Source organism: Paenibacillus sp. M2, assembly GCF_046713495.1.
Classification (GTDB): domain Bacteria; phylum Bacillota; class Bacilli; order Paenibacillales; family Paenibacillaceae; genus Paenibacillus; species Paenibacillus amylolyticus_B.
In genome coordinates this window covers 5218924-5243043 of the sequence record NZ_CP169648.1, presented here as the reverse complement: position 1 = coordinate 5243043, position 24120 = coordinate 5218924, and the positions used below count along the sequence as shown (strand labels likewise).

At 45.5% G+C, this 24120-nt stretch carries 19 protein-coding genes and 1 other annotated feature; of the genes, 16 read left to right on the top strand and 3 right to left on the bottom strand.

Annotated features, from left to right (window positions below):
- The first annotated feature begins 32 nt into the window (after positions 1 to 32).
- From rsfS to leuS, 5 genes are all read left to right on the top strand, one after another.
- The gene (rsfS, locus tag ACETMN_RS24235; RefSeq protein ID WP_036615136.1) at positions 33 to 380 is read left to right on the top strand and encodes a ribosome silencing factor; all 348 of its coding nucleotides are present in this window, start codon (positions 33 to 35) and stop codon (positions 378 to 380) included.
- Positions 377 to 1282, top strand: a complete 906-nt coding sequence (locus ACETMN_RS24230; RefSeq protein ID WP_091013922.1) for a S1 RNA-binding domain-containing protein — start codon at positions 377 to 379, stop codon at positions 1280 to 1282. Before rsfS ends, ACETMN_RS24230 begins: the two co-directional genes overlap by 4 nt.
- Positions 1283 to 1411: 129 nt before the next feature.
- Positions 1412 to 2182: a class I SAM-dependent DNA methyltransferase gene (locus tag ACETMN_RS24225; RefSeq protein ID WP_091014390.1), complete on the top strand. Its 771-nt coding sequence runs from the start codon at positions 1412 to 1414 to the stop codon at positions 2180 to 2182.
- Between the two features lie 226 nt (positions 2183 to 2408).
- Positions 2409 to 3365: a phosphotransferase family protein gene (locus ACETMN_RS24220; protein ID WP_091013925.1), complete on the top strand. Its 957-nt coding sequence runs from the start codon at positions 2409 to 2411 to the stop codon at positions 3363 to 3365.
- A 111-nt stretch (positions 3366 to 3476) separates the two neighbouring features.
- Positions 3477 to 3746, top strand: a binding site (T-box leader).
- Between the two features lie 78 nt (positions 3747 to 3824).
- On the top strand, positions 3825 to 6269 hold the full coding sequence (gene leuS / locus ACETMN_RS24215) for a leucine--tRNA ligase (protein ID WP_091013926.1): 2445 nt from the start codon (positions 3825 to 3827) through the stop codon (positions 6267 to 6269).
- Here leuS and comER read toward each other — a convergent pair.
- The gene (comER, locus tag ACETMN_RS24210; RefSeq protein WP_036615122.1) at positions 6250 to 7095 is read right to left on the bottom strand and encodes a late competence protein ComER; all 846 of its coding nucleotides are present in this window, start codon (positions 7093 to 7095) and stop codon (positions 6250 to 6252) included. The genes leuS and comER overlap by 20 nt on opposite strands.
- 185 nt (positions 7096 to 7280) lie before the next feature.
- On the opposite strand from comER, the gene ACETMN_RS24205 reads away from it, so the two are divergent.
- From ACETMN_RS24205 to ACETMN_RS24190, 4 genes are all read left to right on the top strand, one after another.
- Positions 7281 to 7919: a helix-hairpin-helix domain-containing protein gene (locus ACETMN_RS24205; RefSeq protein ID WP_179198431.1), complete on the top strand. Its 639-nt coding sequence runs from the start codon at positions 7281 to 7283 to the stop codon at positions 7917 to 7919.
- 40 nt (positions 7920 to 7959) lie between these two features.
- Complete coding sequence (locus ACETMN_RS24200) at positions 7960 to 8478, top strand: deoxycytidylate deaminase (protein ID WP_017687196.1); 519 nt, start codon at positions 7960 to 7962, stop codon at positions 8476 to 8478.
- A 102-nt stretch (positions 8479 to 8580) separates the two neighbouring features.
- Positions 8581 to 11451, top strand: a complete 2871-nt coding sequence (locus ACETMN_RS24195; RefSeq protein ID WP_411735222.1) for a ComEC/Rec2 family competence protein — start codon at positions 8581 to 8583, stop codon at positions 11449 to 11451.
- A 1310-nt stretch (positions 11452 to 12761) separates the two neighbouring features.
- The gene (locus ACETMN_RS24190; RefSeq protein ID WP_411735221.1) at positions 12762 to 14726 is read left to right on the top strand and encodes a copper amine oxidase N-terminal domain-containing protein; all 1965 of its coding nucleotides are present in this window, start codon (positions 12762 to 12764) and stop codon (positions 14724 to 14726) included.
- A 136-nt stretch (positions 14727 to 14862) separates the two neighbouring features.
- On the opposite strand, the gene ACETMN_RS24185 is transcribed toward ACETMN_RS24190, so the two are convergent.
- A complete protein-coding gene (locus ACETMN_RS24185) occupies positions 14863 to 15165 on the bottom strand; it encodes a hypothetical protein (protein WP_062835531.1) in 303 nt (100 codons plus the stop codon).
- 351 nt (positions 15166 to 15516) lie between these two features.
- Between ACETMN_RS24185 and ACETMN_RS24180 the strand changes: the two genes are divergently transcribed.
- From ACETMN_RS24180 to holA, 3 genes are all read left to right on the top strand, one after another.
- Positions 15517 to 16065 (top strand): RNA polymerase sigma factor, encoded by a 549-nt coding sequence (locus ACETMN_RS24180; RefSeq protein WP_017687205.1) that lies wholly within the window; start codon positions 15517 to 15519, stop codon positions 16063 to 16065.
- Complete coding sequence (locus tag ACETMN_RS24175; RefSeq protein WP_091013935.1) at positions 16062 to 17345, top strand: zf-HC2 domain-containing protein; 1284 nt, start codon at positions 16062 to 16064, stop codon at positions 17343 to 17345. The genes ACETMN_RS24180 and ACETMN_RS24175 overlap by 4 nt, the downstream gene beginning before the upstream one ends.
- Before the next feature lie 255 nt (positions 17346 to 17600).
- Positions 17601 to 18617: a DNA polymerase III subunit delta gene (holA, locus tag ACETMN_RS24170; RefSeq protein ID WP_036668560.1), complete on the top strand. Its 1017-nt coding sequence runs from the start codon at positions 17601 to 17603 to the stop codon at positions 18615 to 18617.
- A gap of 188 nt (positions 18618 to 18805) precedes the next feature.
- On the opposite strand, the gene rpsT is transcribed toward holA, so the two are convergent.
- Complete coding sequence (gene rpsT, locus ACETMN_RS24165) at positions 18806 to 19078, bottom strand: 30S ribosomal protein S20 (RefSeq protein WP_024628504.1); 273 nt, start codon at positions 19076 to 19078, stop codon at positions 18806 to 18808.
- A gap of 175 nt (positions 19079 to 19253) precedes the next feature.
- Here rpsT and gpr point away from each other — a divergent pair, with 175 nt between their 5' ends.
- The 4 genes from gpr to lepA all read left to right on the top strand — a co-directional run bounded on the left by gpr (position 19254) and on the right by lepA (position 24069).
- On the top strand, positions 19254 to 20255 hold the full coding sequence (gpr, locus tag ACETMN_RS24160; protein WP_091013937.1) for a GPR endopeptidase: 1002 nt from the start codon (positions 19254 to 19256) through the stop codon (positions 20253 to 20255).
- 145 nt (positions 20256 to 20400) lie between these two features.
- A complete protein-coding gene (locus tag ACETMN_RS24155) occupies positions 20401 to 21696 on the top strand; it encodes a stage II sporulation protein P (RefSeq protein WP_091013939.1) in 1296 nt (431 codons plus the stop codon).
- A 53-nt stretch (positions 21697 to 21749) separates the two neighbouring features.
- Complete coding sequence (locus tag ACETMN_RS24150) at positions 21750 to 22109, top strand: hypothetical protein (RefSeq protein WP_091013942.1); 360 nt, start codon at positions 21750 to 21752, stop codon at positions 22107 to 22109.
- Between the two features lie 145 nt (positions 22110 to 22254).
- On the top strand, positions 22255 to 24069 hold the full coding sequence (lepA, locus tag ACETMN_RS24145; protein ID WP_036615097.1) for a translation elongation factor 4: 1815 nt from the start codon (positions 22255 to 22257) through the stop codon (positions 24067 to 24069).
- Positions 24070 to 24120: the final 51 nt, after the last annotated feature.

The window sequence follows — 24120 nt, the reverse complement described above, 5'->3', positions numbered from 1 at the left end:
AACACACAATTATAGATTATGGAGGTTGGTTCATGACAGTATCATCGAAAGAACTTATGAATATGGCGGTTGCTGCCGCTGACGACAAAAAGGCATCCAACATTGTAGCGTTGGATCTGATTAATGTTTCTCTGGTGGCGGATTATTTTGTTATTTGTCACGGGAATTCCGATACACAGGTACAAGCCATTGCCACTGAGATTCGCAAACAGGCTCATGCAGCCGGAGCGACGATCAAAGGTATCGAAGGTATGGATTCCGCACGTTGGGTACTGATGGACATGGGCGACGTTGTTGTTCATATCTTCCACCGCGACGAGCGTGAATACTACAATATTGAGCGTCTATGGTCTGATGCCAAAGTGGTGGAAACTGTATGAGTTTGATTGCTGGAACAGTCGTCTCTTTGCCGGTTTCACGTGAAGTGTCTCCGTTTGGCTTCTTTTTGACGACAGGATCGGAAGATGTACTGCTTCACTACACCGAGTTAACGCGGGATATTAAGATTGGCGAGACGCTTGAAGTATTTGTGTTCTTTGATACGGAAGATCGTCTGGCCGTAACGATGAAAAAGCCTTATCTCATGCTTGGCGAAATGGCACGACTGGTTGTGGCTGATGTTCACCCAAGACTGGGTTGTTTCCTGGAAATGGGACTTGGACGGCAATTGCTGCTTCCTATTCGTGAATTGCCTGAACTGGAAGAACTGCGTCCTCAAGTAGGGGATGAAGTCTTTGTAATCATGGAACATGACAAGCAGGGACGTCTGCGTGCCAAATTGGCCGGGGAACGTGAGCTTTCACCATTGTCTTTCCATGCGCCAACTTCATGGTTAAACGAGTGGGTTGAAGCGACGGTATACAAGCCACTGCAGATGGGTACTTTTGTACTTGTAGAGGGCGGTGTACTGGGCTTTGGCGCGATTGGTATGATTCATTCATCCGAACGCAGTCATATGCTGCGCCTTGGTGAAAAAGTGAAATGTCGAGTGACACTGGTACGTGAAGACGGACGTGTGAATCTGGCCATGACTCAACTCAAACAAGTTGGACGTAACGAAGATGCAGACAAGCTGCTCGCTTTCATGAAAGAACGCCCTATGGGTGGCATGCCATACTCGGATGCAACTCCGCCGGATATCATCAAGCAGCGCTTCGGCATCAGTAAGTCTGCGTTCAAGCGTGCCTTGGGCAAATTGATGAAGGACGGACTGGTGGTCCAAAAGGAAAGCTGGACGTATCTGTCCGAATATGCTCCTGCGGATCAAAGTGAAAACAAATAATCTTCTTGATTAAATAGTTGTAATATGGAACTCGGATAAGGCAGGGATAGGCTGGGTAAACACCGGATGCCCCTGCTTTTTCTTTTGTTAGCAGGATTAGAAAATGAAATTGAAAGTGCGGTGCCTGACATGTCTTACCGGAAATTTGCCTATGTGTATGATGAATTAATGGAAGATATGCCTTATCCGGACTGGATAAGGTTTGCAAGAACAGCATGGGAAAAGCATGGAATGCCCAAAAGTGTCGCTGAACTTGGCTGTGGAACGGGCTCCATTACGATCCCGCTCGTGAACTCCGGTTTCGAAGTTACAGGCATTGATCTCTCAGCAGATATGCTGTCGGTTGCACGCAGCAAGATGGAGGCTACGCCTCAAGGTCATCGTTTGTATCGGGAAGGCAGTGTCCGTTGGGTGCAGCAGGATATGCGGGAATGGCGAGTTCCGGAACCTGTGGATTCGGTGATATCTTTCTGTGATTGTGTCAATTATTTGCTTGAACAAGAAGATGTCATTCGTACATTCCAGCGCACATATGAGATGCTGAAGCCTGATGGAACGTTCCTGTTTGATGTGCATCATCCCAATACCCTTATTCGTTATGATGAGGAGCAGCCTTTTGTACTGGATGAGCGCTCCGTGTCGTATATTTGGACTTGTGATCTGGATCAGGATCGCTGTGAGATCGAACATCATCTCAGTATTTTTTCGCGTGTGGATGATGGTAGCAAGGATATGTATCAACGGTTTGAAGAAGTTCATGTCCAGCGTGCATATAATCCGGACTGGATGAAGCTGGAGTTATCCAAGGCAGGTTTTAGAGACGTGAAGGTATATGCGGATTTTGAATGGAAAGAGGCCAAAGACAGCGCTCAGCGCTTGTTCTACGTTGCTGTGAAGTAAGAACGAAAGATGACAACTGTCCTTATGTATGGTGCATAAGGGCAGTTTTTTTGTTTGATTTTCCATGGAGAGTGAATAGCAATATTCTTAAATAGGGTAAAGGAGTACAAGAAAAGACATAACGACGTGACAAAAAGTATTGCCAGTTAAAGTAAAGGAGGCGATAATAGTCGGATAGAAAGCGTTTTCTGAGAAAATAAATCAATTGTCAATGTGAGGTGTGAAAATGGAAAGTACATATAAAACAAGACTTACGTCAGAACAGTTGAATGCCATAATAGAGCAGCATTTCTCTGCAGGTATACAGGACTACAAGGAAATGGTGGATGGCTGGGCCAATCATGCATATCTCATTACACTGAGTGACGCACAGCGAGTGGTACTCAAGATTGCTCCATCGGCTTCGACAAATCTGATGCGCTGTGAGCAGGATCTCATGATTGCCGAGGTTGAGGCACTACGCCTCATTACGGAGCTACAGGATGTTCCCGTACCCCAAGTGCTGGCTTATGATGATTCGTTAACCAAGGCTTCAGCGCGTTATTTTATCATGGAGTACATGTCTGGAACACCCTATAATCAGGTCAAGGATCAGTATTCTGCGGAAGAGCAGGAGACCATTGAACAACAACTCGGTTGGTACAATCGTCGAATTAATGAAATCAAGGGTGAGAAGTTTGGATATTTCTCGGAGCAAAAACAGCGTTATTCCACATGGAAAGAAGCATTTATGAATTTGATGGATGACATTCTTACCGATGGTGAAGAAGCCGGAATTACATTTTCGATCGATTACCCTGAATTGAGACGCTTGATTGAAGAAAAATCAAATGTGCTGGATGATGTCAAAGAACCTGTGCTTGTGAGTTGGGATCTGTGGGATGGCAATGTTTTAGTAGACAAAGGTCGTATCACAGCGATTATTGATTTTGAACGTTCACTATGGGCAGATCCTCTGATGGAGCATTATTTCAGTCATTTTAACTATACGCCTGGTTTTGTGAAAGGGTATGGGCATGCGATTACGACTGAAAGTGAGCTGAAAAGAAGAAGCCTCTATGACTTGTACTTTGATCTGGTGCTACGCATTGAGTGCGCTTATCGTCAATATGATAATCAGGAACATGTGAATTGGACCATTCATAATCTGGAGGAAGGCATTGAGCGTTTTCGGTTATCCTGAACAGCAACCAGCGTTATGAACGGTACGAACCTTAGACTTCAAGATGGCGATTATAACGTGTAATATTGACTTTGGGCTTGCTTTTTTATATAATGGTCCCGATATTGTATACATATTTCGATGATAAGGATCAGTAGTAATTCCTGTACATAACAGAGAGCCGGCGGTTGGTGCAAGCCGGTTGACAGTGATTTGCGAACTCGCCTTGGAGAAATGCGGTGATTACACCATTCTGTTTAACCTGCTTGTATAAAGCTTGGGTTCAGGAATGGAAATCCGCATCGGTTAACCGCCGTTACAGGTCCAAAGGGAGTGGATGACGAAGCACGTTCGTCCGCTAACTAGGGTGGTACCACGGGAATTCAACCTCTCGTCCCTAGCGCTGCAAACGCTACGGGATGCTGAGGTTTTTTTGTTGCAATTAAAGCTAAAGCGAATAACCTGAAGGAGGAACAATAGATGAGTGAGAATAACCAGCCGAAACACGGCTATCAGCCACAAGTTATGGAAAAAAGTTGGCAGCAATACTGGGATGCAAATAAAACGTTTAAAACGGGTGAGGACCCTGCTAAACCGAAATTTTATGCACTGGATATGTTCCCTTATCCATCCGGTTCAGGTCTGCACGTAGGCCACCCGGAAGGATATACGGCAACGGATATCGTTTCCCGTTACAAACGTATGCGCGGTTACAATGTATTGCACCCAATGGGTTGGGACGCTTTCGGTCTGCCTGCTGAGCAGCATGCACTGGATACAGGTGAACATCCACGAGATATTACATTCCGTAATATTGACAATTTCCGTCGCCAGATCAAATCGCTTGGTTTCTCCTATGACTGGGATCGTGAGATCAGCACAACGGACCCTGAATATTATAAATGGACACAATGGATCTTTATCCAGCTGTACAATAAAGGCCTGGCTTATGTGGATGAAGTTGCAGTTAACTGGTGTGAAGCCCTTGGAACGGTACTTGCTAATGAAGAAGTTATTGATGGCAAGAGTGAACGTGGTGGACATCCGGTTGTACGCAAACCGATGCGTCAATGGGTTCTGAGAATTACCGAGTATGCAGAGCGTCTGCTGGAAGACCTGGAAGAGCTGGATTGGTCTGAAAGCATCAAGGATATGCAGCGCAACTGGATCGGTAAATCGACAGGTGCGGAAGTTGTATTTGCCATTGAGGGTCGCGAGGAAGTCATCAAGGTGTTCACTACCCGTGCGGACACATTGTTCGGTGCGAGCTTTGCAGTACTTGCTCCTGAACATGAACTGGTAGAAGTAATTACAACCGATGACCAACGTGAGGCGATTCAGTCTTATCAGGAGCAGGCTTCTCGTAAAAGTGATCTGGAACGTACAGATTTGGCCAAAGACAAAACAGGTGTTTTCACTGGCGCTTATGCAATCAATCCCGTTAACGGTGCAAAACTGCCGATCTGGATTGCTGATTACGTTCTTGCAGGTTACGGTACAGGTGCGGTTATGGCTGTTCCGGGTCATGATGCACGTGACTGGGAATTTGCGAAGCAGTTTGGTCTGGATATCATCGAAGTTATTCAAGGTGGAGATGTTACACAAGAGGCTTATTCCGGTGATGGCGCGCATGTGAATTCCGATTTCTTGAACGGACTGAATAATGAAGAAGCGGTTGCCAAGATGATTGCTTGGTTGGAAGAGAACGGTAAAGGACAAGGGAAAGTAACCTATCGTCTGCGTGATTGGCTGTTCAGCCGTCAGCGTTACTGGGGTGAGCCAATCCCGATTCTGCATCTGGAAGACGGAACGATGAAGACCGTACCGGAGGATCAACTTCCACTGCTGCTGCCTGATATCGACCAGATCAAACCTTCGGGTACAGGAGAATCACCACTGGCGAATGTTACGGAGTGGGTGAATACGGTAGATCCGGAAACGGGAATGAAGGCACGTCGCGAGACCAACACCATGCCACAATGGGCGGGTAGCTGCTGGTATTACCTGCGCTTTATCGATCCGCACAATGACAAGGAACTGATCTCCAAGGAGAAACAGCAGCAGTGGCTGCCAGTTGACCTGTACATTGGCGGAGCAGAGCACGCGGTACTTCACTTGCTGTACGCTCGTTTCTGGCACAAAGTGCTGTATGATCTGGGTGTTGTGGAGACCAAAGAACCTTTCCACAAACTGGTGAACCAAGGTATGATCCTGGGTACTAATAATGAGAAAATGAGTAAATCCCGTGGTAATGTCATTAACCCGGATGAAATCGTGAATGAATTCGGTGCAGATACATTGCGTCTGTACGAGATGTTCATGGGACCATTGGAAGCGACCAAACCGTGGAATGCAAACGGGGTTGAAGGCATGCACCGCTTCCTGTCACGTGTATGGCGTCTCTTCATTAACGAAGACACAGGAGCCATCAATGACAAGATTACAGTGGACGGTGGAACGGATGAGTTCAAACGGACTGCTCACAAAACGATCAAAAAAGTTACGGAAGATCTGGAACATCTGCGCTTCAACACATCCATCAGCCAGCTGATGATTTTCATCAACGATGCATACAAAGCGGACACACTGCCTCGTGAAGCGATGGAGAAATTTGTGCAGCTGTTGTCACCACTGGCACCGCATATGGCAGAAGAACTGTGGAGCCGTTTGGGTCATGAAGGTGGAATCTCTTACGTGGCTTGGCCTGAATATGATGAGTCCATGACAGTGGATGCTGAAGTAGAAATCGTTGTTCAGGTAAACGGTAAAATCGTAACTCGTGCTACGATCGCGAAGGATCTGGATGCACAGGGTATGCAGGACTTCACGATGGAGCTGGCACCTGTTAAGCAGGCACTGGAAGGCAAGACCATTCGCAAGGTCATTGCCGTTCCAGGCAAACTCGTTAATATTGTTGCCGGTTAATCTCACCGGCTCGGAATAGTTCATCCAGCTTTAACAAATCTTCATCATATTTGTCATGTGTCGTGTGGATCAGGCTGTCGAAAACACCGTCGAGACTTACCTTCAGCAGTGCAAGTGCCTGAGCGGTAATACCGCCAGGTACAGCGACACGAGCCTGAAGCTCTTGCGGGGTGTATCCTCCTTCGGTGAGCAGCTTGCCTGTTCCCAGGAGCATTTCGCCAGCCAGAGCGCAGGCATCTGCCCTTTTGATGCCTGTCAGCTTCACGGCACTTTCGATCCACTGTTCCAAAAAGAACGATATGAATGCAGGTCCGCAGCTGGAGAAGTCGGATGTAATTCGTGTACAGGCTTCATCCACCTGGTACGGCCTGCCTATATGACTAAGCAGACTTTCTAACACAGCGCGGTCTTCACTGGTCATTCGTTCGCCGTGTATGCAGAGTGACGCTCCACTGCCGACTTGGTGTGTGACACTGGGAATTACCTTGGAGACTTTGCAAGGAAGTGAAGATTCCAGATGTCGCAGCTGCACGGGACTGGTGATCGAGACAATTATATGATTGGGATTCACGACAGGCAGGATGTCGTCAATAACATGTTTGAATTCAAGCGGCTTCACGCACAGGAAGATGATGTTGCTTCGGATCACCGTTTCCCGATTGCTCTGGGATTCATGCAGACCGGGGTAACGGAGGGATAACTGACGTACTTTGGACGGGGTTCGATTGCTGGCGGCGATCTGCCGGGGCTCAAGTGCACCCGATTGGATCAGGGCATAGATTAGCAGGCTGCCCATGCTGCCGGTTCCGATAAATCCAACCTTCATTGTTTCAGGCCTCCTTTCATGCTTTACGGTACTGGCGCAGTTCATTCCCTCTATTCTATGCGTGAGGACCTGTTTCACATGACATGAAAAATGCACAACTTGTTTCATCAGGAAAGTACAACGGTTCGGAAGCACCGCCCGTGTTCGAAATGAATGACTTTGAATTCAGGGAGAGGTGTGGAAGAATGAGATGGAACAAAGGGATGACCATTGCTGCTGCGGTGGTTGGAAGTATACTAATATTATGGTCGGGCAAAAGTGAACAACCACCTAGTGGCTGGGAAGCCTTGCAGCTCGACACCGAGAAGCCGACGATAGAGCAGGAACTCCCTGCTGTACTGTCGGCTAATTCGGTTCAGGGCAATACAGGAGCATCTTCTTCGGGAACCGAGGCAAGTGGGCTGCAGACTGGAAATGATGCAAAGGCAGATGAGTCTAAAGAGCTTGCGAGCGTTGGGGTTGAAGGTGATTCAGTTGTTCAAACTCCAAATCAGACGAACGATAACCCTTCAGATGCTGCTACTTCGATTGAACCAGTTAAGCAGGGTACGAATTCTGATCCTTCGGTTACTTCGGAGACGGCATCAAGCAGTAATCCACCTGTAGTTCGTGAGGAAGCTGGCGACAATGGCAAGATTGATGTGAATACCGCTCCTGTCTCCAAGCTTATTGAGCTTCCCGGAATTGGGGAGAAGAAAGCTCAAGCTATTGTGGACTATCGGAATACACATGGTCCTTTTGCAAAAGTCAGTGATCTGACAAAGGTCAAAGGAATCGGGATGAAGATGCTGGAGAAGATGGCGCCGTATGTGCAGATCCGGTAAAATATAAAATATAAATTGTATTAAGCGGGAGGAAAGCAGCATGAGTACAGAGGTACGCAAGGACTGGGATACGTATTTTATGGACATCGCGTATATGGTTTCCACCCGTTCCCGCTGTTCGCGTCGTCATGTGGGTGCCGTTCTTGTTCAGGGAAAGAAACTGCTGGGAACAGCCTATAATGGTGCACCCACCGGCGTCCCGGATTGTTCTGAAGCAGGTTGCATGATATCGGAAGAGTATGAGTTGGTCGTGACCGATGGGCAAGAAGAAATGGTGAAAAAACAACGATGCATTCGCACAATTCATGCGGAGCAAAATTTGCTTTTATTCACAGATCGAATCGACCGCGAAGGCTCGTCTGTGTATGTGACTGACGAACCGTGCTGGACATGTGCCAATATGTTGGCGAATAGCGGGATTACAGAAATCGTGTTTCATCGTTCTTATCCTAAAGATACCGGCAAGGTTACAAATATGATGGAACAGAAGGGAATAACGTTTCGCAGGCTGGAGAATTACCAGCCCCCGCGGGAAACGATGATGACCGTGAGCAATTAATGTAAATATGATCGAATACGTGAGGGAGAACCTCCGGTAAGCCTGAATCGGCTTCCCGGGGGTTTTTCTGCGTTCAACGGGTGAAATGAAGGAGGGGTAGAAATGAAAGGCAGACCGTTATTAAGTTTTACGATTTGTTGGATGTGCGGGAGCGTAATAGCATGCGCGTTAACAGGCTGGACATTAATCTGGGGGTTAATTGGAGCTCTGGCATGTCTGCCACTTTTACTTCGTTTTATAGATGTGCGTGGATGGTCTGTTTTATTTTTACTCGCTGCCTTTATTGGAGGCGCTACACATTGGGAGTGGAATGACTCACGCAATCATAGCAGTCTGCCGGAGACCCTGCATATCGCAGCTTATGAGTTGGACGGATGGTCAGCTGAAATTCAGGGTGAGCTGGTGTCAGATGTACGCATTGATGGAGATCGGGCTGACTTTAAGATTCAGATGTCTGCAATATTGCCCTTATCGGATTCATCAGCAGATACAGATCTGGCAGCATCATCTGCATTCAACATAGATGAACAATTGATGGTACAAGTCAGACTGTTGGAGGAAGAAGAACAACAGGTAGCAGCGGGATGGAAGAGGGGCGATTTGATTACGCTTAATGGTTCTTTTGTCCTTCCTGGTGAAGCCAGGAACTTTGGCGGGTTTGATTATCGCAGTTACTTGCGCACCCTGCATATCCACTGGTTGTTCAAAGTGAAGGGAGCCAGTTCGGTCACAGTAGTTGCTCCTGAGGGACTTGGACAATATAACGTACTACGGTGGACGGATTGGACTAGGCATAAGTTGGGCTCGGCGGTTGAGCTGTTATTTCCAGAGCCTCATGCTGGATATATGAAGGGCCTGATTATCGGGATGGCTACTGATATCGATCCAGGTACCTATGGTCAGTTTTCACAACTCGGTCTAACGCATATCCTGGCAATCTCCGGAACCCATGTCGCTGTATATGTTGCTTCGTTGCTTCTCATTCTATCTTGGCTAAGGCTTACCAGAGAGACGGCACTCACAATTGTTCTGATCCTGGTGCCAGCTTATGTGCTGTTATCCGGAGGTTCACCTTCGGTGATTCGGGCAGGAATTATGTCCATGATTGGGTTGTACATGGCACGCCGTGGCCTCGCCAGAGACGGTCTTCAGATGATCAGTGCAGCAGCATTGCTGATGATGTGGTGGGACCCGTACTTTTTGCTAAGCGTGAGCTTCCAGTTATCCTTTCTCGTTACCGCAGGTCTGATGATATACATGCCATTGATTAACCGGCTGTTCAGCAGCTGGCCGAAGTCTCTGGCTGCAACGGCATCCGTTACCGTGACCGCTCAGCTGATTTCGTTCCCAGTAACCATTTTGTATTTCAACCAGTTCTCACTACTTTCATTTGTAGCCAACTTTCTGCTGGTTTCGTTGATCAGTGCTATTGTATTACCTCTGGGGACGGTCGCCATGTTATTGTCATTCATATGGGTTCCTTTGGCGAAACCCCTCGCATGGATAGCGATGCAATTGAATCAACTGACATTTGTAAGCGTGGAGTGGATGAACAGTCTGCCAGGTTTTGTGTTGATCTGGGCAACACCGCCCTTGTTATGGATTGCCGCATATTATGCTGTGTTGTATACCTTACTCTACCTGTTGCATCGTGGCAATGGTGAGCAGCAAGAAACAGCGTTTGTTGAGGAAGAGACGGCTCCTCTTGTGAGGGGACAACCTTCAGTTTCAATGACGAATATGGGCATTCGCTCTTCAGTGTCTACGGTGGTGGCACAGGATCAAGGTAAGAACCGTGTAGATGGAAAAGAATCTTCATTAACGACATTAGGAGCCAGTATTGCCTGGCCGGAATATACAAGTGCATTTACCGCACGAGGTGCGGGTTATTATTCAAGTGAACGAATGAGTAAAGCTCAGCAATGGTTGTGCGGGTTGCTCGCAATCAGCTTTATTGCTGGATTGTGGTGGGCATATCAGACTCCCAAGCCTGCTGGAACCGGCATCGTGCAATTTTTGGATATTGGTCAGGGAGACAGCACATTGATTACAACCCCGGAAGGCAAACACATTCTGGTGGATGGCGGGGGAACGGTTAGTTTTGGGAACACCGAACAATCATGGAAAACAAGACGTGATCCGTATGAGGTGGGGGCTAAGGTGGTTGTTCCTCTATTGAAAAAAAGAGGCATCCATCAACTGGATGCTGTCATTGTCACGCATGCTGACCAAGATCATGCCGGAGGACTACAGGCTGTGCTGGAACAGATTCCAGTTAAACGTTTCATGTTTAATGGCACGACCAGCGGTAAGGATAGCTTTGATAAGCTGCTGAATACAGCCATGGAACGGAAGATTCCTCTGTACGCCATTCGGCAGGGCATGTCCTATAAGGTTGATAAGGAGACAAGTTTACATTTTATAGCTCCAGATCTGGCACATATGGATGTAAATGTATCGGGCAGTTTGCCTGTGTCTGAACACCAGAATCATGATTCCGTTGTTTTTTTGCTGGACATGGCTGGCACTTCCATGTTGTTCACTGGGGATATGGATGCAGCAGCCGAGCAGGACCTGCTCTATATGATTCAGGATGGCTCGTTGGCTGCCCAGTTTGAACAGAAAGGTGCAGATATTGGAGTTACAGAGGGGGTTGTACAAAGGGTACTTACACGCCCGTTGCAAGGTAATTTAAATGATGCTTCAGCATCTGTATCCATTGACGTTCTAAAGGTCGCTCATCATGGGAGTAAAACGTCGTCAACCGAAGCCTGGCTCCAATACTGGAATGCCAGAACCGCCGTGATATCTGCAGGAGTTAACAATACATATGGGCATCCCAATCCGGGAGTGATGGAACGTCTGGAAGCTGCCGGGTCAGATATTTATCGGACAGATCAGATGGGCGAGGTTCAGATGAGGGTGAAAGATGGGGAGATTGCTATCCGGTACAAGTTGGTCGGGGTTGAGTGACGATTTTACAAGGCTGCATAATAACCAGGTTGAAGTGTTTATAAAACGGTTATGACGGCACGCGATCTATTTATCGGTGTGAAGATGAGTGAAGAAAACTCCGATTTAATACCAACTGGAAGGTTAAAAAGACAAGAGAACATAGAACAATGTGGATAGTTTGAGCAGAAAAAGTATTGAAGTTAAGTGTAAATATCGAGTAGATGATCCCACCTATGAAGCCTAATAGACCATATGCAACGATTGCAACAAGCAATCTCATATACGTATTATCTTTTTTTCTGTATAAACGTAATCCATCCACCAATATAGAAAGTGGCGTAAGTAAGAAAAGTAAAATAGCGAGGTTAATCAATAATCCAACCGCAAATTGATACCCGAATGAATAATAGTAAGTATTCTCTAATCTTTCATCTATAGGGACATAGTGATATATCCCCATTGCAAGTGAAATGAACACTGCAGTTAGTACAGCTGCAAGTATTTTTCCGCGCGGCCTATTGATTCTATGGGTTTTTGTCATTCGTATATTGACCTCCATCTTGAATAACTATATTCAACAACTGATAGACTTAGGGACTTACTATATTTTAGCATACACAGGCTGAGAAAGAATGAGTGAGGGATATTGAGAAAGTAGTACTTGGTTAATCCATAACAGAAAAAAGTCGTTCCGTTGCGAACGACTTCTTTCTGAATTTCATGATAATAACACATTTCAATCTTTATGCGTTATGAGGATAGTTTGGCTGTCAGTTAGTATAGTTGACTAGGGAGGAACTACTCTCACTCTCTTGCATTTGAGATACTAATCGGCAAGCTAATTATAGTTGCACTGAATAAGTTTAGTATATGATCAATTTGATCCCAACTTTTATGCCAGATTATCATATTAAATGCAATCAATAACACACTACTGAGTAGAAAGAATCCCAAGAAGTATTTGAAAAATATGATTAGATTCATTTAATCTCCCGCATATCCATTTATAGTTTTGTTACGGTTGCACGCTCTATTTAGTCTGTAATATATTTTCTATTTTAGATTATTAAATGCAATCATTTGTATTTGGTTTGTTAGAGTTATGTGAAAATATGGTTTAGTTGCGGTTTTATTATTGTTAGGTGAGTTTTGTTGCAGGATTATGGTTATTTTTACCGAATAATAGTTAGGCCCACCTTCGAGGAGGGATAGAGATACTTAGTGATCGTAGCACTAGCACTATACATAATAATGAGGGGATCAAGAAAATGGAACTTGTAGAAATGACACAAAGTAAAAGGAACTGTAATGCAACTCAGAAGTTTAGAGTGAAATGGATTAGAAAAGCGATAGCCCTATGGATTGGATTTTTAGTTATCGGTTTGATCGCAGGACAGTCCTCCGCTTTGGCATCATCTGGATCGGGTAACTCCATCACTTCAGTTCTTGACCGGAATGACTATTTGCTGGACGATGGTACACTTTGGTCTAAAGGGATCATAAGTGGAGTATGGACACAAAATAGAAAACTGATTGGTATTTCAAAATCTGACAACCATTTCATCTTTGGGTGGACTGCCGATGGCCAAGTGATTCGGTGGGATAAGGACAATGCGCATAAACCAGTAACGAAACAATTCAATGGTGTGATTAAGGTATATGGCCATGGATGGGTTCAGCTTCAGGATGGAAACCTTTATAATTTTGATGATCAGGCTAAGGTTTTGGAATCGATTATCGATGCGGATTCTTATCGGGATAGTTCTGGGAGAGATTCTTCTTATACTGCATTATCTTCATCAGGAGATATATATTATGACAAATACAACAAAATACGTAAAGCTGGAAATGTACCTGATGGTAAAGCAATTGCAACAAATGGTGTTTACGCAGCTGTGCTGAAAAATGATGGCTCGGTAGTGATCGTAAGTATGCTATATGAGGATGACTACATCACGGTTGCAAATAATGTGCAATCTTTGATTTGGTGGGGGAGTACGCATAAGCTGCTCACGGTGAAGCAGGATGGAACCGTCTGGAGCTACGATCGAACTGCCAAATATAAGGGTGAGCAACTGCCGGGTTTAAGTAACGTATCGCGGATGGTGTATGCGCCTAATCTGGATGAACTATATGCACAGTTACAGGATGGATCATGGGCTACATATGATAATGGAAAGTTAGCTCCTCTATCAGCTCCTGCGTTAAATCAAGTGACACTTGCGGCATCTTCCAAGGACGCTAATATTGGGGATACGATTACCCTTACCGTTCAGGAGAATTATAGTAATGGATTCAAAAACAAACGTGCGCCATTGCCTGAAGAACTTATAGTGGAGCAGCCCCAAGTTGCACAGATTCAGGCAGGAGGCAAACTAAAGGTTACGGGCATGGGAACAACCAAAGTGACATTGAAGATAGGAGATTTGGCTTCAAGTCTTCAACTGAACGTTGATTCAGAGCAAAAGTTATCAGGGGCCACATTGCTGGATGGAAATGTATACTTGCCAGTACAGTCGGTGTTCAAAACATTGGGAGCCACAATTGATGTGAAGGGCTCATCTTTTGAGATTCAATTTGGAGATGACAGTATTACTTTGCAAAAGGGAAGTGCTGTTGCGCGATTAAACAACAAAGAGCTGAAATTGAAAGGGAAAGTACAAACCATTGGAGGACAAACTGTATTTCCAGCAGACTTGTTAAGACGGGCTGCGGGTATTCAGGTTCAATGGGATGCTGAGCTAAAACAGGCCAAGGTGCTGGTTGGAAATTCTTCTATTGTGGTGGAATCGAAGGATACACTTGCACTGATTAAGAAAAAAGAGTTGGGGAATCTTGCTCGCTTCATTGGCAAGTCCTACTGGATCAACAGTGATACGAGTTTAGGGCAACGATTCAGTAAAGTGACCATATCAGATATCAAAATTGAGAAGATTAAATACGGTGATCGAAGTTACTCTATTATCTTCCGTAATGCAAAAGGAAAAACCGTTTCCGCTTACGCAGGAGGTACACCTTCCAGTGTGACGGAGATGCTTGCCGATTCCAACCAATTCTTCTCTTCTGATCCGTATAAGAAATACAATTGGTCCAAGTCCACTTGGAATAAAATCATTGGTGGAGAGGTAGCTCTAGGAATGAACATAACTCAGGTGCGCCTTGCATGGGGAGATCCATCGAACATTACGTATGAAACGAGTTCAAAAGGCAAAATCGAAGTTTGGGTGTATGGCAGCTCAGCAGGCATAAGAGCTTTAGGGTTTCTCAATGGCAAACTGATGGCGATTTACTGATGAATATACCAATTCATCACTTCATTTGATTGCAGGTTACAGCACAGCACAAAAAAAGCCCGCTTTCCGTTACACTCCACGAGGGAGAATATCGGAAAACGGGCCATTTTTTCAAATTGTAGAAGAGATATAAGAACTATTCAACGCCGTCCTTAAAGTGTTTGTTCCAGTGTTTATCTCCCTTGTGCAACAGATCTTCTACCGTTTTCTCAAGAGTCATCAACAGCTGTGCTCTGACATCAAGTACGGTTTCTCTGTACAAGCGTTCTTCCGATCCAACGATTTTATCGCCGTATAATGCCTGTGCAGCTACGTACTTCCGATGTTCCTCGACCAGAGTATCAATGGACTCCAATGCATGTTCCACAAAGTGGGAAATACTTTGGTATTCTTTGGGCATTTGTTCTTTTAAAGCTTGAATTTTCGCAAGAGCTGGCATGCTCATCACCTCGTGTTTATGAATGTAAATTTACAATACACTATTTTCATGAAAATTGCATTAAAATCAGCTTAAATTTGGACAAATTTCGACTTTTTTTATTTTAGGAACCAAAAAAGTGCTTATCTATAATGTATGCCATTGCATTTGAATTGAGTCGTGTAAGTAATGGAATCGTTTTTGGATACGTTTGGTGACTCGTTATGCAATTTCTGTTATTCTAAGAGAAGATTTCAGCGGCCCTAATACATACGCCGTTATTTTGTTATGGCAAATTAAAAAAATACTTAACTTTGCAACAATTTTATTGATGATCACGTCTGTAAGGTTGCAGGGAGAGGGGGATCCTTTGTGGTAGAGCCGGAACTCATCAGAGCCGCTCAATCGGGCGATCGCGACGCTCTAATTACCCTATTGCGGGAGATTGAACAACATGTCTATCGGACCGCATATTACATTCTAAATAATGAACAGGACGCTTTGGATGCTGCTCAGGAAGCGTTGATCCGAATTTACACCAAAATCAATTCATACGAAGAAAAGGCCCAATTCAAAACATGGGTACAACGCATCGTCACGAACATCTGTATTGATAAATTCAGAAGAACCAAGCCGTCCGTCTCCATTGACGAACATGACATGGTTTTTCAGGATAATCAGGATGTGGAGTACGAGGTCATGTCTACATATGTGGCCCAGGACATTCAGGATGCGATCAACAAGCTTCCCGAGCACCATCGTACCGTTATTGTTCTAAGATATTTGCAGGACTTATCCTACAATGAAATTGCGGATTGTCTCGATCTTCCGTTGAATACGGTGAAATCTTATTTATTTAGAGCCAGACAGCAGTTACAGAATCTACTACAGGAATATCAGAAAGGTGGTGTGACAGGATGAAATGCGAAGAGGTGGTGGAATGGATGCACCGCTATCTGGATCATGATCTGGGCGAGGCGGAAACCGCGCAGATGCTACAGCATGTGGCAAAGTGTCCGGAGTGCGCCGAGAATTTTAGTTTACTCAGAGCTCTTTCCAGAGAACTGGAAGAATTACCGCAAGTAAGCCCGAAATTTAGTCTGGTTGATGCGATTATGCCACAACTTGATGCCATTGACGAAGCGCGGAAGGAACAAAGTAGCACCATACAGGAAATGAATCCTGTCCCCGCTACATTTGAGAATTTACAACGTTCAAGTGAGCGGAAAACGAAGCAAAAATGGCTTAACTCGATGGCGGGACGTATGTCCATGGGTGCAGCGGCTGCGGCAGTTATATTGGGATTCGCCATCTGGGGGAATCCGCCTGAACAGATTGAGAATGCCGATTCCATGCTAATGAGCTCTGGAGCTTCTCAAGAGGGCGGCAATTTGGATGAGAATTCATTAAGCAAGAATATTGAAAATTATGATCCTGCCCCTTCGTCCCAACCAAGCAGCAACGATGTGTTTGTGGATCAATCGAATGTTTCACCAACTAAACCAGATAACCAAGACGTAGAAACAATTCCTGAAGAGAACGGTGGAGATGGGGTACAGGAGCCTGAAGTTCAGTCAGATCCGACACCTAAACAACCGGCTACAGAATCAACGCCTGCTCCGAATAAAGGGCCGCAGGATAATTCGTCCAGAACTCCTTCGACGGATAATCAGAATAATCAGGTTCAGAACCAAGATTCTGAGCAGAGAATTCAGGGATCAGGAGATTCTCCTAAATCTTCTGCAGATGGCGAAGAGAATGGAATAACAGAAACGGAAAATGGAGATGCGCAATCCTTCACTTCTCAGGATACAACACCTAATATGACTGAAGATGTTCCGGTTGAAGGTAACACTGTACCTGATTCAAGTGCAGGTGCAGACGCTTCTGGAGGAAACAAAGGTTTTGCAGCAGGACAGGATCAGGAAATGACAACAACGGCAGCACCAAAAGAATGGAAATCCCCTGACGGCTCTTATGTAGTTATGCTTATTGGTGATCAAATCAGCATATACTCCAAACCTGCGAGCGAACCGGATGTTCTAAATTTGGTTGAACAACGCAGTATAGATGGGACACTGAAGTCAGCGAGTTGGTCGAAGGATGGTACCCTATTTAATTACGAAACGGACAAGGACGGAACAACGGCGAAGAACTCGTTTAATGTGCCTGCTGTTTCAGGTGGAGCTTCTTCGAAATAATTAAAATTGGGGAGTGCGCTCCTCTCAACGAAAGAACATTTTCAGTATGACAAGCATATAGTGGAGTAACAAAACGTCCTATCTCAGTTCAAACAACTGACGTCGTATGACCGCGCTCCGGCTTTTTCTAGAACTGCTGGTGTCTGCGTTTATATAGATGTAGGACAGGGGACCTTCATCCATAACTGGATGTAAGGTCCCTTTGTTGTCTTGCATGTTTTCTGGTAGGATAAGAGGGATAAGGAGGCGCCGTGAATGGATGTAAAAAGTGCAACAAAGGCAATACGTAATGGAGAAACGGCACCGATCTATGTGCTGTACGGAACGGAGAAGTACCAGATACAGCAATTTACGGATATGTTAAAAGAGCAGGTTATTGAAGAAGAACATCGTGATTTTGCGATTATTCCATATGATTTGTCTGAAACGGCTGTGGAGGTCGTTATTGAAGAAGCGGAGACTGTACCTTTTCTGGTTCCACGCAAATTAATTATTGTAAGGGATGCGAGCCTGTTCACCGCAGGTAAAGAATCCAAGATTGAACATCAGGTTGATCGTCTGCTTACATATATGGAAAATCCGGCAGATTACAGTACGATTGTTTTCCTGGCCCAAGGGGATAAGCTGGATGAGCGTAAGAAACTGGTGAAAGCTGTCAAGAAACAGGCAGTCGTTCTTGCTTTTGCTCCACTCAGTGGAGAAGAGTTATTGAATTGGATAGTGAAACTGGCGAAGCAGCGGGATGTTTCCTTGGAGACGGGAGCGGCGGAAACGTTGATCAGCTATGCAGGAACAGGTCTTCAGACCCTGTCTGCTGAAGTAGATAAGTTATGTTTGTTTGCGGGTAATGGGGGGACAATCAAGCGTGCTGATATCGAGTCACTGGTTGCCCGCAGTACAGAGCAGAATGTATTTTCACTAGTGGAGGAACTCGCAAATTTGCGACTGGAGAAAGCATTGGCTCTTTTCTATGAGTTGCTGAAGCAGCGGGAAGAACCGATTAAAATTGCGGCTTTAATCGCTCGTCAGTTTCGGATCATGATCCAGGTGAAAGAGTTGGGACAACAAAGTTACTCCCAGCAGCAGATTGCCAGTCAGCTAGGTCTGCATCCGTATGCTGTTAAGATTGCAGGTGAGCAAGCCCGCAAATTTCAGCCGGAACGTCTGAGAATGATTCTGAGTCACCTCAGCGAGCTGGATTACCAGATGAAAACAGGAGCGGTGGATAAAGTGCTTGGTCTGGAGCTGTTCTTATTGAGACTTGGTGCATGAATGGATAAGTAACCGTAATAGATTACTAGTGTGAATAACAAACAAAGCGACCTTTGCTCCATGATGGTTAGATCATCGGAATAAAGGTCGCTTTGTCTGTGTCTTATACTTATCGAATCAGATACTAAAAAATCCTGAAAGCCTATGCTGTTCAGGATTTTTCCATTGGATCGTATAAGTAACGCTTCTTACGCTTGTGCGGAAAGAGCGTTCAGTTTTTTCGCCAAGCGAGACTTTTTGCGTGCTGCAGCATTTTTATGAACCAGACCTTTAGTTACAGCCTTGTCCAGCTTTTTGGAAGCAGCTTGAATCGCAGCTTTTGCAGTATCAACTTCGTTACTTACCAGAGCAGCATCAGCAGCTTTAACAGCTGTACGGAGTGCAGACTTCTGGGAAGCGTTGAGTGCGCGGCGCTTGTCGCTCGTTTTTACGCGTTTAACAGCGGATTTGATGTTTGGCATTACATTCACCTCCTGTAAGGCATTTGCATGAATACAAACGTTTCACAACTTAAAATATTCTATCACGCTAGCATGTAAAATGCAACAGATATTCCTACGATGTTCGACATGCTGTATAAAGAAACCCTTTTTCCCACACAATATGCTCAAATGCGGTAAGGGAGGCAGGGACAGAATGACACTGGATTTGCAAAACTATACAGTTCGTACCGATTTGGCGATCGACTCCAAGGAAATGGCGCAAGGTGGACAGAAACAGACGATTCCCGGACTGCGGGAAGATGTGGAGAAAAAAGAGGGCATTACGATTACACGTATTGATGTCCTGACTGAAGAAGCAGCCACGGCCATTGGTCGGGTGAAAGGTCACTATGTCACCTTGGAAGTACCTTCCCTCCGGAATGGTGATACCGAGTTACAGGAGCGAGTTGCTGCCGAGTTCACACGTGAAATGGAAGATTTTATGGTTAAGGCCGGAATCAACAAAACATCCAAGGTCTTGATTGTTGGCCTGGGCAACTTAAATGTCACCCCGGATTCACTCGGTCCACTTGTTGTGGAAAATCTGATGGTAACCCGTCAGTATTTCGAATTGGTGCCAGATCAGGTAGCGCCAGGGTATCGGGAAGTCAGCGCGATTGCTCCCGGCGTGTTAGGAACAACAGGCATTGAATCCAGTGACATCGTACAGGGAATTGTAGACCGGACCAAGCCGGATGCCATTATTGCGATTGATGCCTTGGCCTCCCGTTCCTTGGAACGTGTAAATACAACGATTCAGGTAGCGGACATTGGTATTCATCCTGGTTCCGGTATTGGAAACAAACGGCGTGGCCTGACCCGTGAGATATTAGGTGTGCCTTGCATCGCCATCGGAGTACCAACCGTATGTTATGCGTCCACCATTGTGAACAATGTGATTGAGATGATGCGCTCACACTTCCGCCAGGAAACGGATCAGACCAAACAGATCATGGGTATGCTGGACGACATCGGTGAGCAAGATCGCTTGAGTCTGGTCAAAGAGGTACTGGAGCCACTGGGTCATGACCTCATTGTTACCCCAAAGGAAATCGATGAGTTTATTGAGGGAATTGCCAATGTTATCGCTACAGGACTTAACGCCGCACTCCATGATGCCGTGAATCCGGATAACGTAGCCGCCTATACACATTAAAACTAAAACTGCTGAGAAGAAGGTCCGAATCTATCGGACTTTCTTTTTTTTGTTTCTGGAATCTTTCATTTTCCTGTTCTATCAATTTGGGCGGGCTCATAGAGTTGAAGTATAAGAGTTGTCCAGCAGGGAAGGAGACAGCAGAATGAACAAGATATTGGCCTGGAATATTGGGAAGTGGAAAAAAAGATGTCTGCACGTGCTGGCCATGGGCCGTACGTTGTTGTTGCTTATGATCATATCTGCCTTGTTTTTTGTCGTACTGGGTCTGGGGGGGATGGCAGAGAAACGCTTGAATAATTCCCCCGTTTCTTCCATGAAAGGATTTGCGAGTGCCGTATCAAGCCGCTTTTTTGTCGATATGCTCGGTATGGAGATGCCCCATCTCACCCAGAAGGAACAGACCTCTGCCATATCCGGTGAGAATCTCACCTCTTTTGTTTTCCAATTACTAACAAATGTAAATCCTCAAGATCCGAAGAGCCTGATTGCGAGAGAAATGCCGGGCATGGGTTCCAACCAACCTGTTCTGCTCCGTCCTGGATCTGGTAACGAAAAAGCCGAGGCTCCCGAAGATTATCAGCCAGGTCCCGGTCTTACGGATACGGCTTCTGCAGGTGGAGGAAAACCCGGTAGTGAGCTGCATGTTCCACCAGGTCAGGACAATACGGATCCACCTGAGTCGAGTGAGCCTGGAGATGGACAAGGTAAAGAGGATCCCCCAGCGAAGAATGGTGAGAAAGACAATTCAGGCTCACCGACAACAGGTAAAAAGTCAATTCTTATCTATCATTCCCATCCACGTGAAGGCTACAATCCACTACTAGGTACAAAAAGTGATAATCCATCATCAGGCAAATCAACAGGCAATGTGTTTCAAGTGGGAACCTACCTCTCAGACAGTCTGAAGAAGCTGGGAATCGGCGTAGAACACGCCAAGGATGATTACCCCACTAAAGTTAAGGACTACAACTGGAACTATTCCTATAAATACTCCCGTCAAACGGTAAAAGCGGCACTCGCTCAAAATGATGATCTGACGTATCTCATAGACATTCATCGCGATTCACAGCGTCATGGCAAAACAACAACCACTATTAATGACTTGGGCTACGCCAAAGTATATTTCATTATTGGACATGAAAATCCAAATTGGCGGCAGAATGAAGCCTTTGCAGCGAAAATTCATAAGAAACTGGAATCGAAGTATCCTGGGGTATCCCGTGGTGTGTGGGGCAAAGATGGCGGAGGAGCCAACAATGGAGAGTATAACCAAACCCTTTCACCAAATAGCATTTTGATTGAGATTGGTGGCATCGACAACACAGGAGCTGAGCTCCAACGGACATCGAAGATTCTAGCAGACATGATTGCCCAAGTGTATTGGGAAGATCAGAAGGTGGACAAAGCCAGTGCCAAAACTTCGTCGCAGGGTGGATAGGAACCATATATGTAAGAAAGAAAAATAGTAGAGCGTGACAGGAGGCAATGTACATGTCCAGATTCGGTAAAAGACTGTTATCCATCGCTGTATTAATGTTGCTGGGTATTCTGTTTGGAATGCAGCTGGCTGGCAGCAACTTTCATATGGGCAATCCATCAGGAGGCACGTCAACCGTTGTGACAACTGAGCCAACTTCATCGGTGACCGAATCTGTTCCGACTGCACCTGTCCAAAAGGAAATTAAAGAACCACCATTTGTACCTGTTCAGTCACCAAGCCAAGTGCTTGGGGCAGATCAAAATAAGGCTCCGGTTGATGTGTTGGCAGACAAAACGGCTGGACTATTGCAAAATCTCTCACACAGTGGAATCAAGTGGGTGGTCTCTCTTTTTAGCGGTGTTGCTGAATAAAATACCATAATTTCAAGGTACAATATAACCTCTGGGAGTGCATGATGACACTTTATTATAAAGTTGAGACATCACGGGATTGATGCACTGTGCTTCAACTGTTATAATGAAGTGATTGACACTAGGCTGTTTCTGGGGGTAAGGAATGACTGACATTCGGGCAAGACAACGTAAAATTCGTAACTTTTCTATTATTGCACATATAGATCACGGCAAATCAACACTTGCGGACCGGATCTTGGAGCACACAGGTGCGCTCACTTCACGTGAAATGCAGGAACAAGTTCTGGATAAAATGGACCTTGAACGTGAACGTGGAATAACGATCAAGCTACAAGCAGTAGCCTTGACTTACAAAGCGGATGATGGTGAAGAGTATTTATTGAATCTGATTGATACACCGGGACACGTAGACTTCACGTATGAAGTATCACGCAGTCTTGCTGCATGTGAAGGTGCTCTGCTGGTTGTGGATGCGGCTCAGGGAATTGAAGCCCAAACACTTGCTAACGTGTATCTGGCATTGGATAACAATCTTGAAATTTTACCGGTTATCAACAAAATTGACCTTCCGAGCGCTGATCCTGAACGGGTGAAGCAGGAAGTGGAAGATGTTATTGGTTTGGACACAAGTAATGCGGTTTTGGCTTCGGCCAAATCAGGAATCGGAATCAAAGAAATTTTGGAACAAGTGGTGAAAAGTGTTCCGGCACCGACTGGTGATCCTGACCAGCCTTTGAAAGCGCTGATTTTTGACTCGCACTACGACCCGTACAAAGGTGTAATCGTATATGTGCGTGTTGTTGACGGCAAAATCAAATCCGGTTCCAAAATCAAAATGATGGCAACAGGTAAATCATTTGAAGTCATTGAAGTTGGAGCGTTCAAACCTCGCATGACCATCGTGGACGAGCTGAACGTGGGTGATGTTGGATTTATCGTTGCAGGTATCCGGCATGTTGGCGATACACAAGTCGGGGATACGGTAACGGATGCCAAAAATCCAACACCGGAACCTTTGCCGGGTTATCGTAAAATTAACCCAATGGTGTATTGTGGTCTCTATCCGATCGAAACATCGGACTATGTTGATCTGCGTGAAGCGTTGGAGAAATTGCAGTTGAACGATGCGTCTCTAAGCTTTGAACCGGAAACATCCAGTGCTCTCGGTTTTGGATTCCGTTGCGGATTCCTTGGACTGCTTCACATGGACGTTATCCAGGAGCGGATCGAGCGGGAGTTTAACATTCCGTTGATCACAACGGCACCAAGTGTAATCTATCACGTCACCTTAACAAATGGTGAAGTGATGAAAATCGACAACCCATCCAACTATCCTGAGGTGGGACGGATTGATTACGTCGAGGAACCATACGTCAAGGCAGATATTATCGTGCCGAATGATTATGTAGGTACCATTATGGAGCTGTGTCAGACTAAACGCGGTGAATATGTAAATATGGAATATCTGGACACAACCCGGGTTACCATTACCTATGAGATTCCGTTGTCAGAGATTGTATATGACTTCTTCGACCAGTTGAAATCCGGTACCAAAGGATATGCATCCCTGGATTATGAACTGTCCGGTTACCGTCAGTCCAATCTGGCGAAAATGGATATTGTACTGAATGGCGAACAGGTGGATGCTCTGTCCTTCATCGTTCACCGTGACCGTGCCTATAATCGCGGACGCATTGTCTGTGAGAAACTGCGCGAGCTGATTCCACGGCAAATGTTCGAGGTGCCAATTCAGGCATCTGTAGGTACCAAGGTTGTTGCTCGTGAGACGGTAAAAGCAATGCGTAAAAACGTACTTGCCAAGTGTTATGGTGGTGACATCTCGCGGAAACGGAAACTGCTTGAGAAGCAGAAGGAAGGTAAGAAGCGGATGAAGCAGGTTGGTAACGTTGAGGTGCCGCAAGAGGCATTCATGGCGGTACTGAAAATTGATGATTAGGACGTTTGCTTGCAACATGGTTACAACACAGAATATTAAATAACTAAGCTG

What these genes read in the sequence shown, in the direction of transcription:
- gpr (WP_091013937.1), top strand. Translation starts at nt 19,254, where the DNA reads ATGACACTGGATTTGCAAAACTATACAGTTCGTACCGATTTGGCGATC.
- comER (WP_036615122.1), bottom strand. Translation starts at nt 7,095, where the DNA reads ATGAAGGTTGGATTTATCGGAACCGGCAGCATGGGCAGCCTGCTAATC.
- lepA (WP_036615097.1), top strand. Translation starts at nt 22,255, where the DNA reads ATGACTGACATTCGGGCAAGACAACGTAAAATTCGTAACTTTTCTATT.
- ACETMN_RS24175 (WP_091013935.1), top strand. Translation starts at nt 16,062, where the DNA reads ATGAAATGCGAAGAGGTGGTGGAATGGATGCACCGCTATCTGGATCAT.
- ACETMN_RS24185 (WP_062835531.1), bottom strand. Translation starts at nt 15,165, where the DNA reads ATGCCAGCTCTTGCGAAAATTCAAGCTTTAAAAGAACAAATGCCCAAA.
- rpsT (WP_024628504.1), bottom strand. Translation starts at nt 19,078, where the DNA reads ATGCCAAACATCAAATCCGCTGTTAAACGCGTAAAAACGAGCGACAAG.
- ACETMN_RS24155 (WP_091013939.1), top strand. Translation starts at nt 20,401, where the DNA reads ATGAACAAGATATTGGCCTGGAATATTGGGAAGTGGAAAAAAAGATGT.
- ACETMN_RS24150 (WP_091013942.1), top strand. Translation starts at nt 21,750, where the DNA reads ATGTCCAGATTCGGTAAAAGACTGTTATCCATCGCTGTATTAATGTTG.
- ACETMN_RS24225 (WP_091014390.1), top strand. Translation starts at nt 1,412, where the DNA reads ATGTCTTACCGGAAATTTGCCTATGTGTATGATGAATTAATGGAAGAT.
- rsfS (WP_036615136.1), top strand. Translation starts at nt 33, where the DNA reads ATGACAGTATCATCGAAAGAACTTATGAATATGGCGGTTGCTGCCGCT.
- leuS (WP_091013926.1), top strand. Translation starts at nt 3,825, where the DNA reads ATGAGTGAGAATAACCAGCCGAAACACGGCTATCAGCCACAAGTTATG.
- ACETMN_RS24195 (WP_411735222.1), top strand. Translation starts at nt 8,581, where the DNA reads ATGAAAGGCAGACCGTTATTAAGTTTTACGATTTGTTGGATGTGCGGG.
- ACETMN_RS24205 (WP_179198431.1), top strand. Translation starts at nt 7,281, where the DNA reads ATGAGATGGAACAAAGGGATGACCATTGCTGCTGCGGTGGTTGGAAGT.
- ACETMN_RS24220 (WP_091013925.1), top strand. Translation starts at nt 2,409, where the DNA reads ATGGAAAGTACATATAAAACAAGACTTACGTCAGAACAGTTGAATGCC.
- holA (WP_036668560.1), top strand. Translation starts at nt 17,601, where the DNA reads ATGGATGTAAAAAGTGCAACAAAGGCAATACGTAATGGAGAAACGGCA.
- ACETMN_RS24200 (WP_017687196.1), top strand. Translation starts at nt 7,960, where the DNA reads ATGAGTACAGAGGTACGCAAGGACTGGGATACGTATTTTATGGACATC.
- ACETMN_RS24230 (WP_091013922.1), top strand. Translation starts at nt 377, where the DNA reads ATGAGTTTGATTGCTGGAACAGTCGTCTCTTTGCCGGTTTCACGTGAA.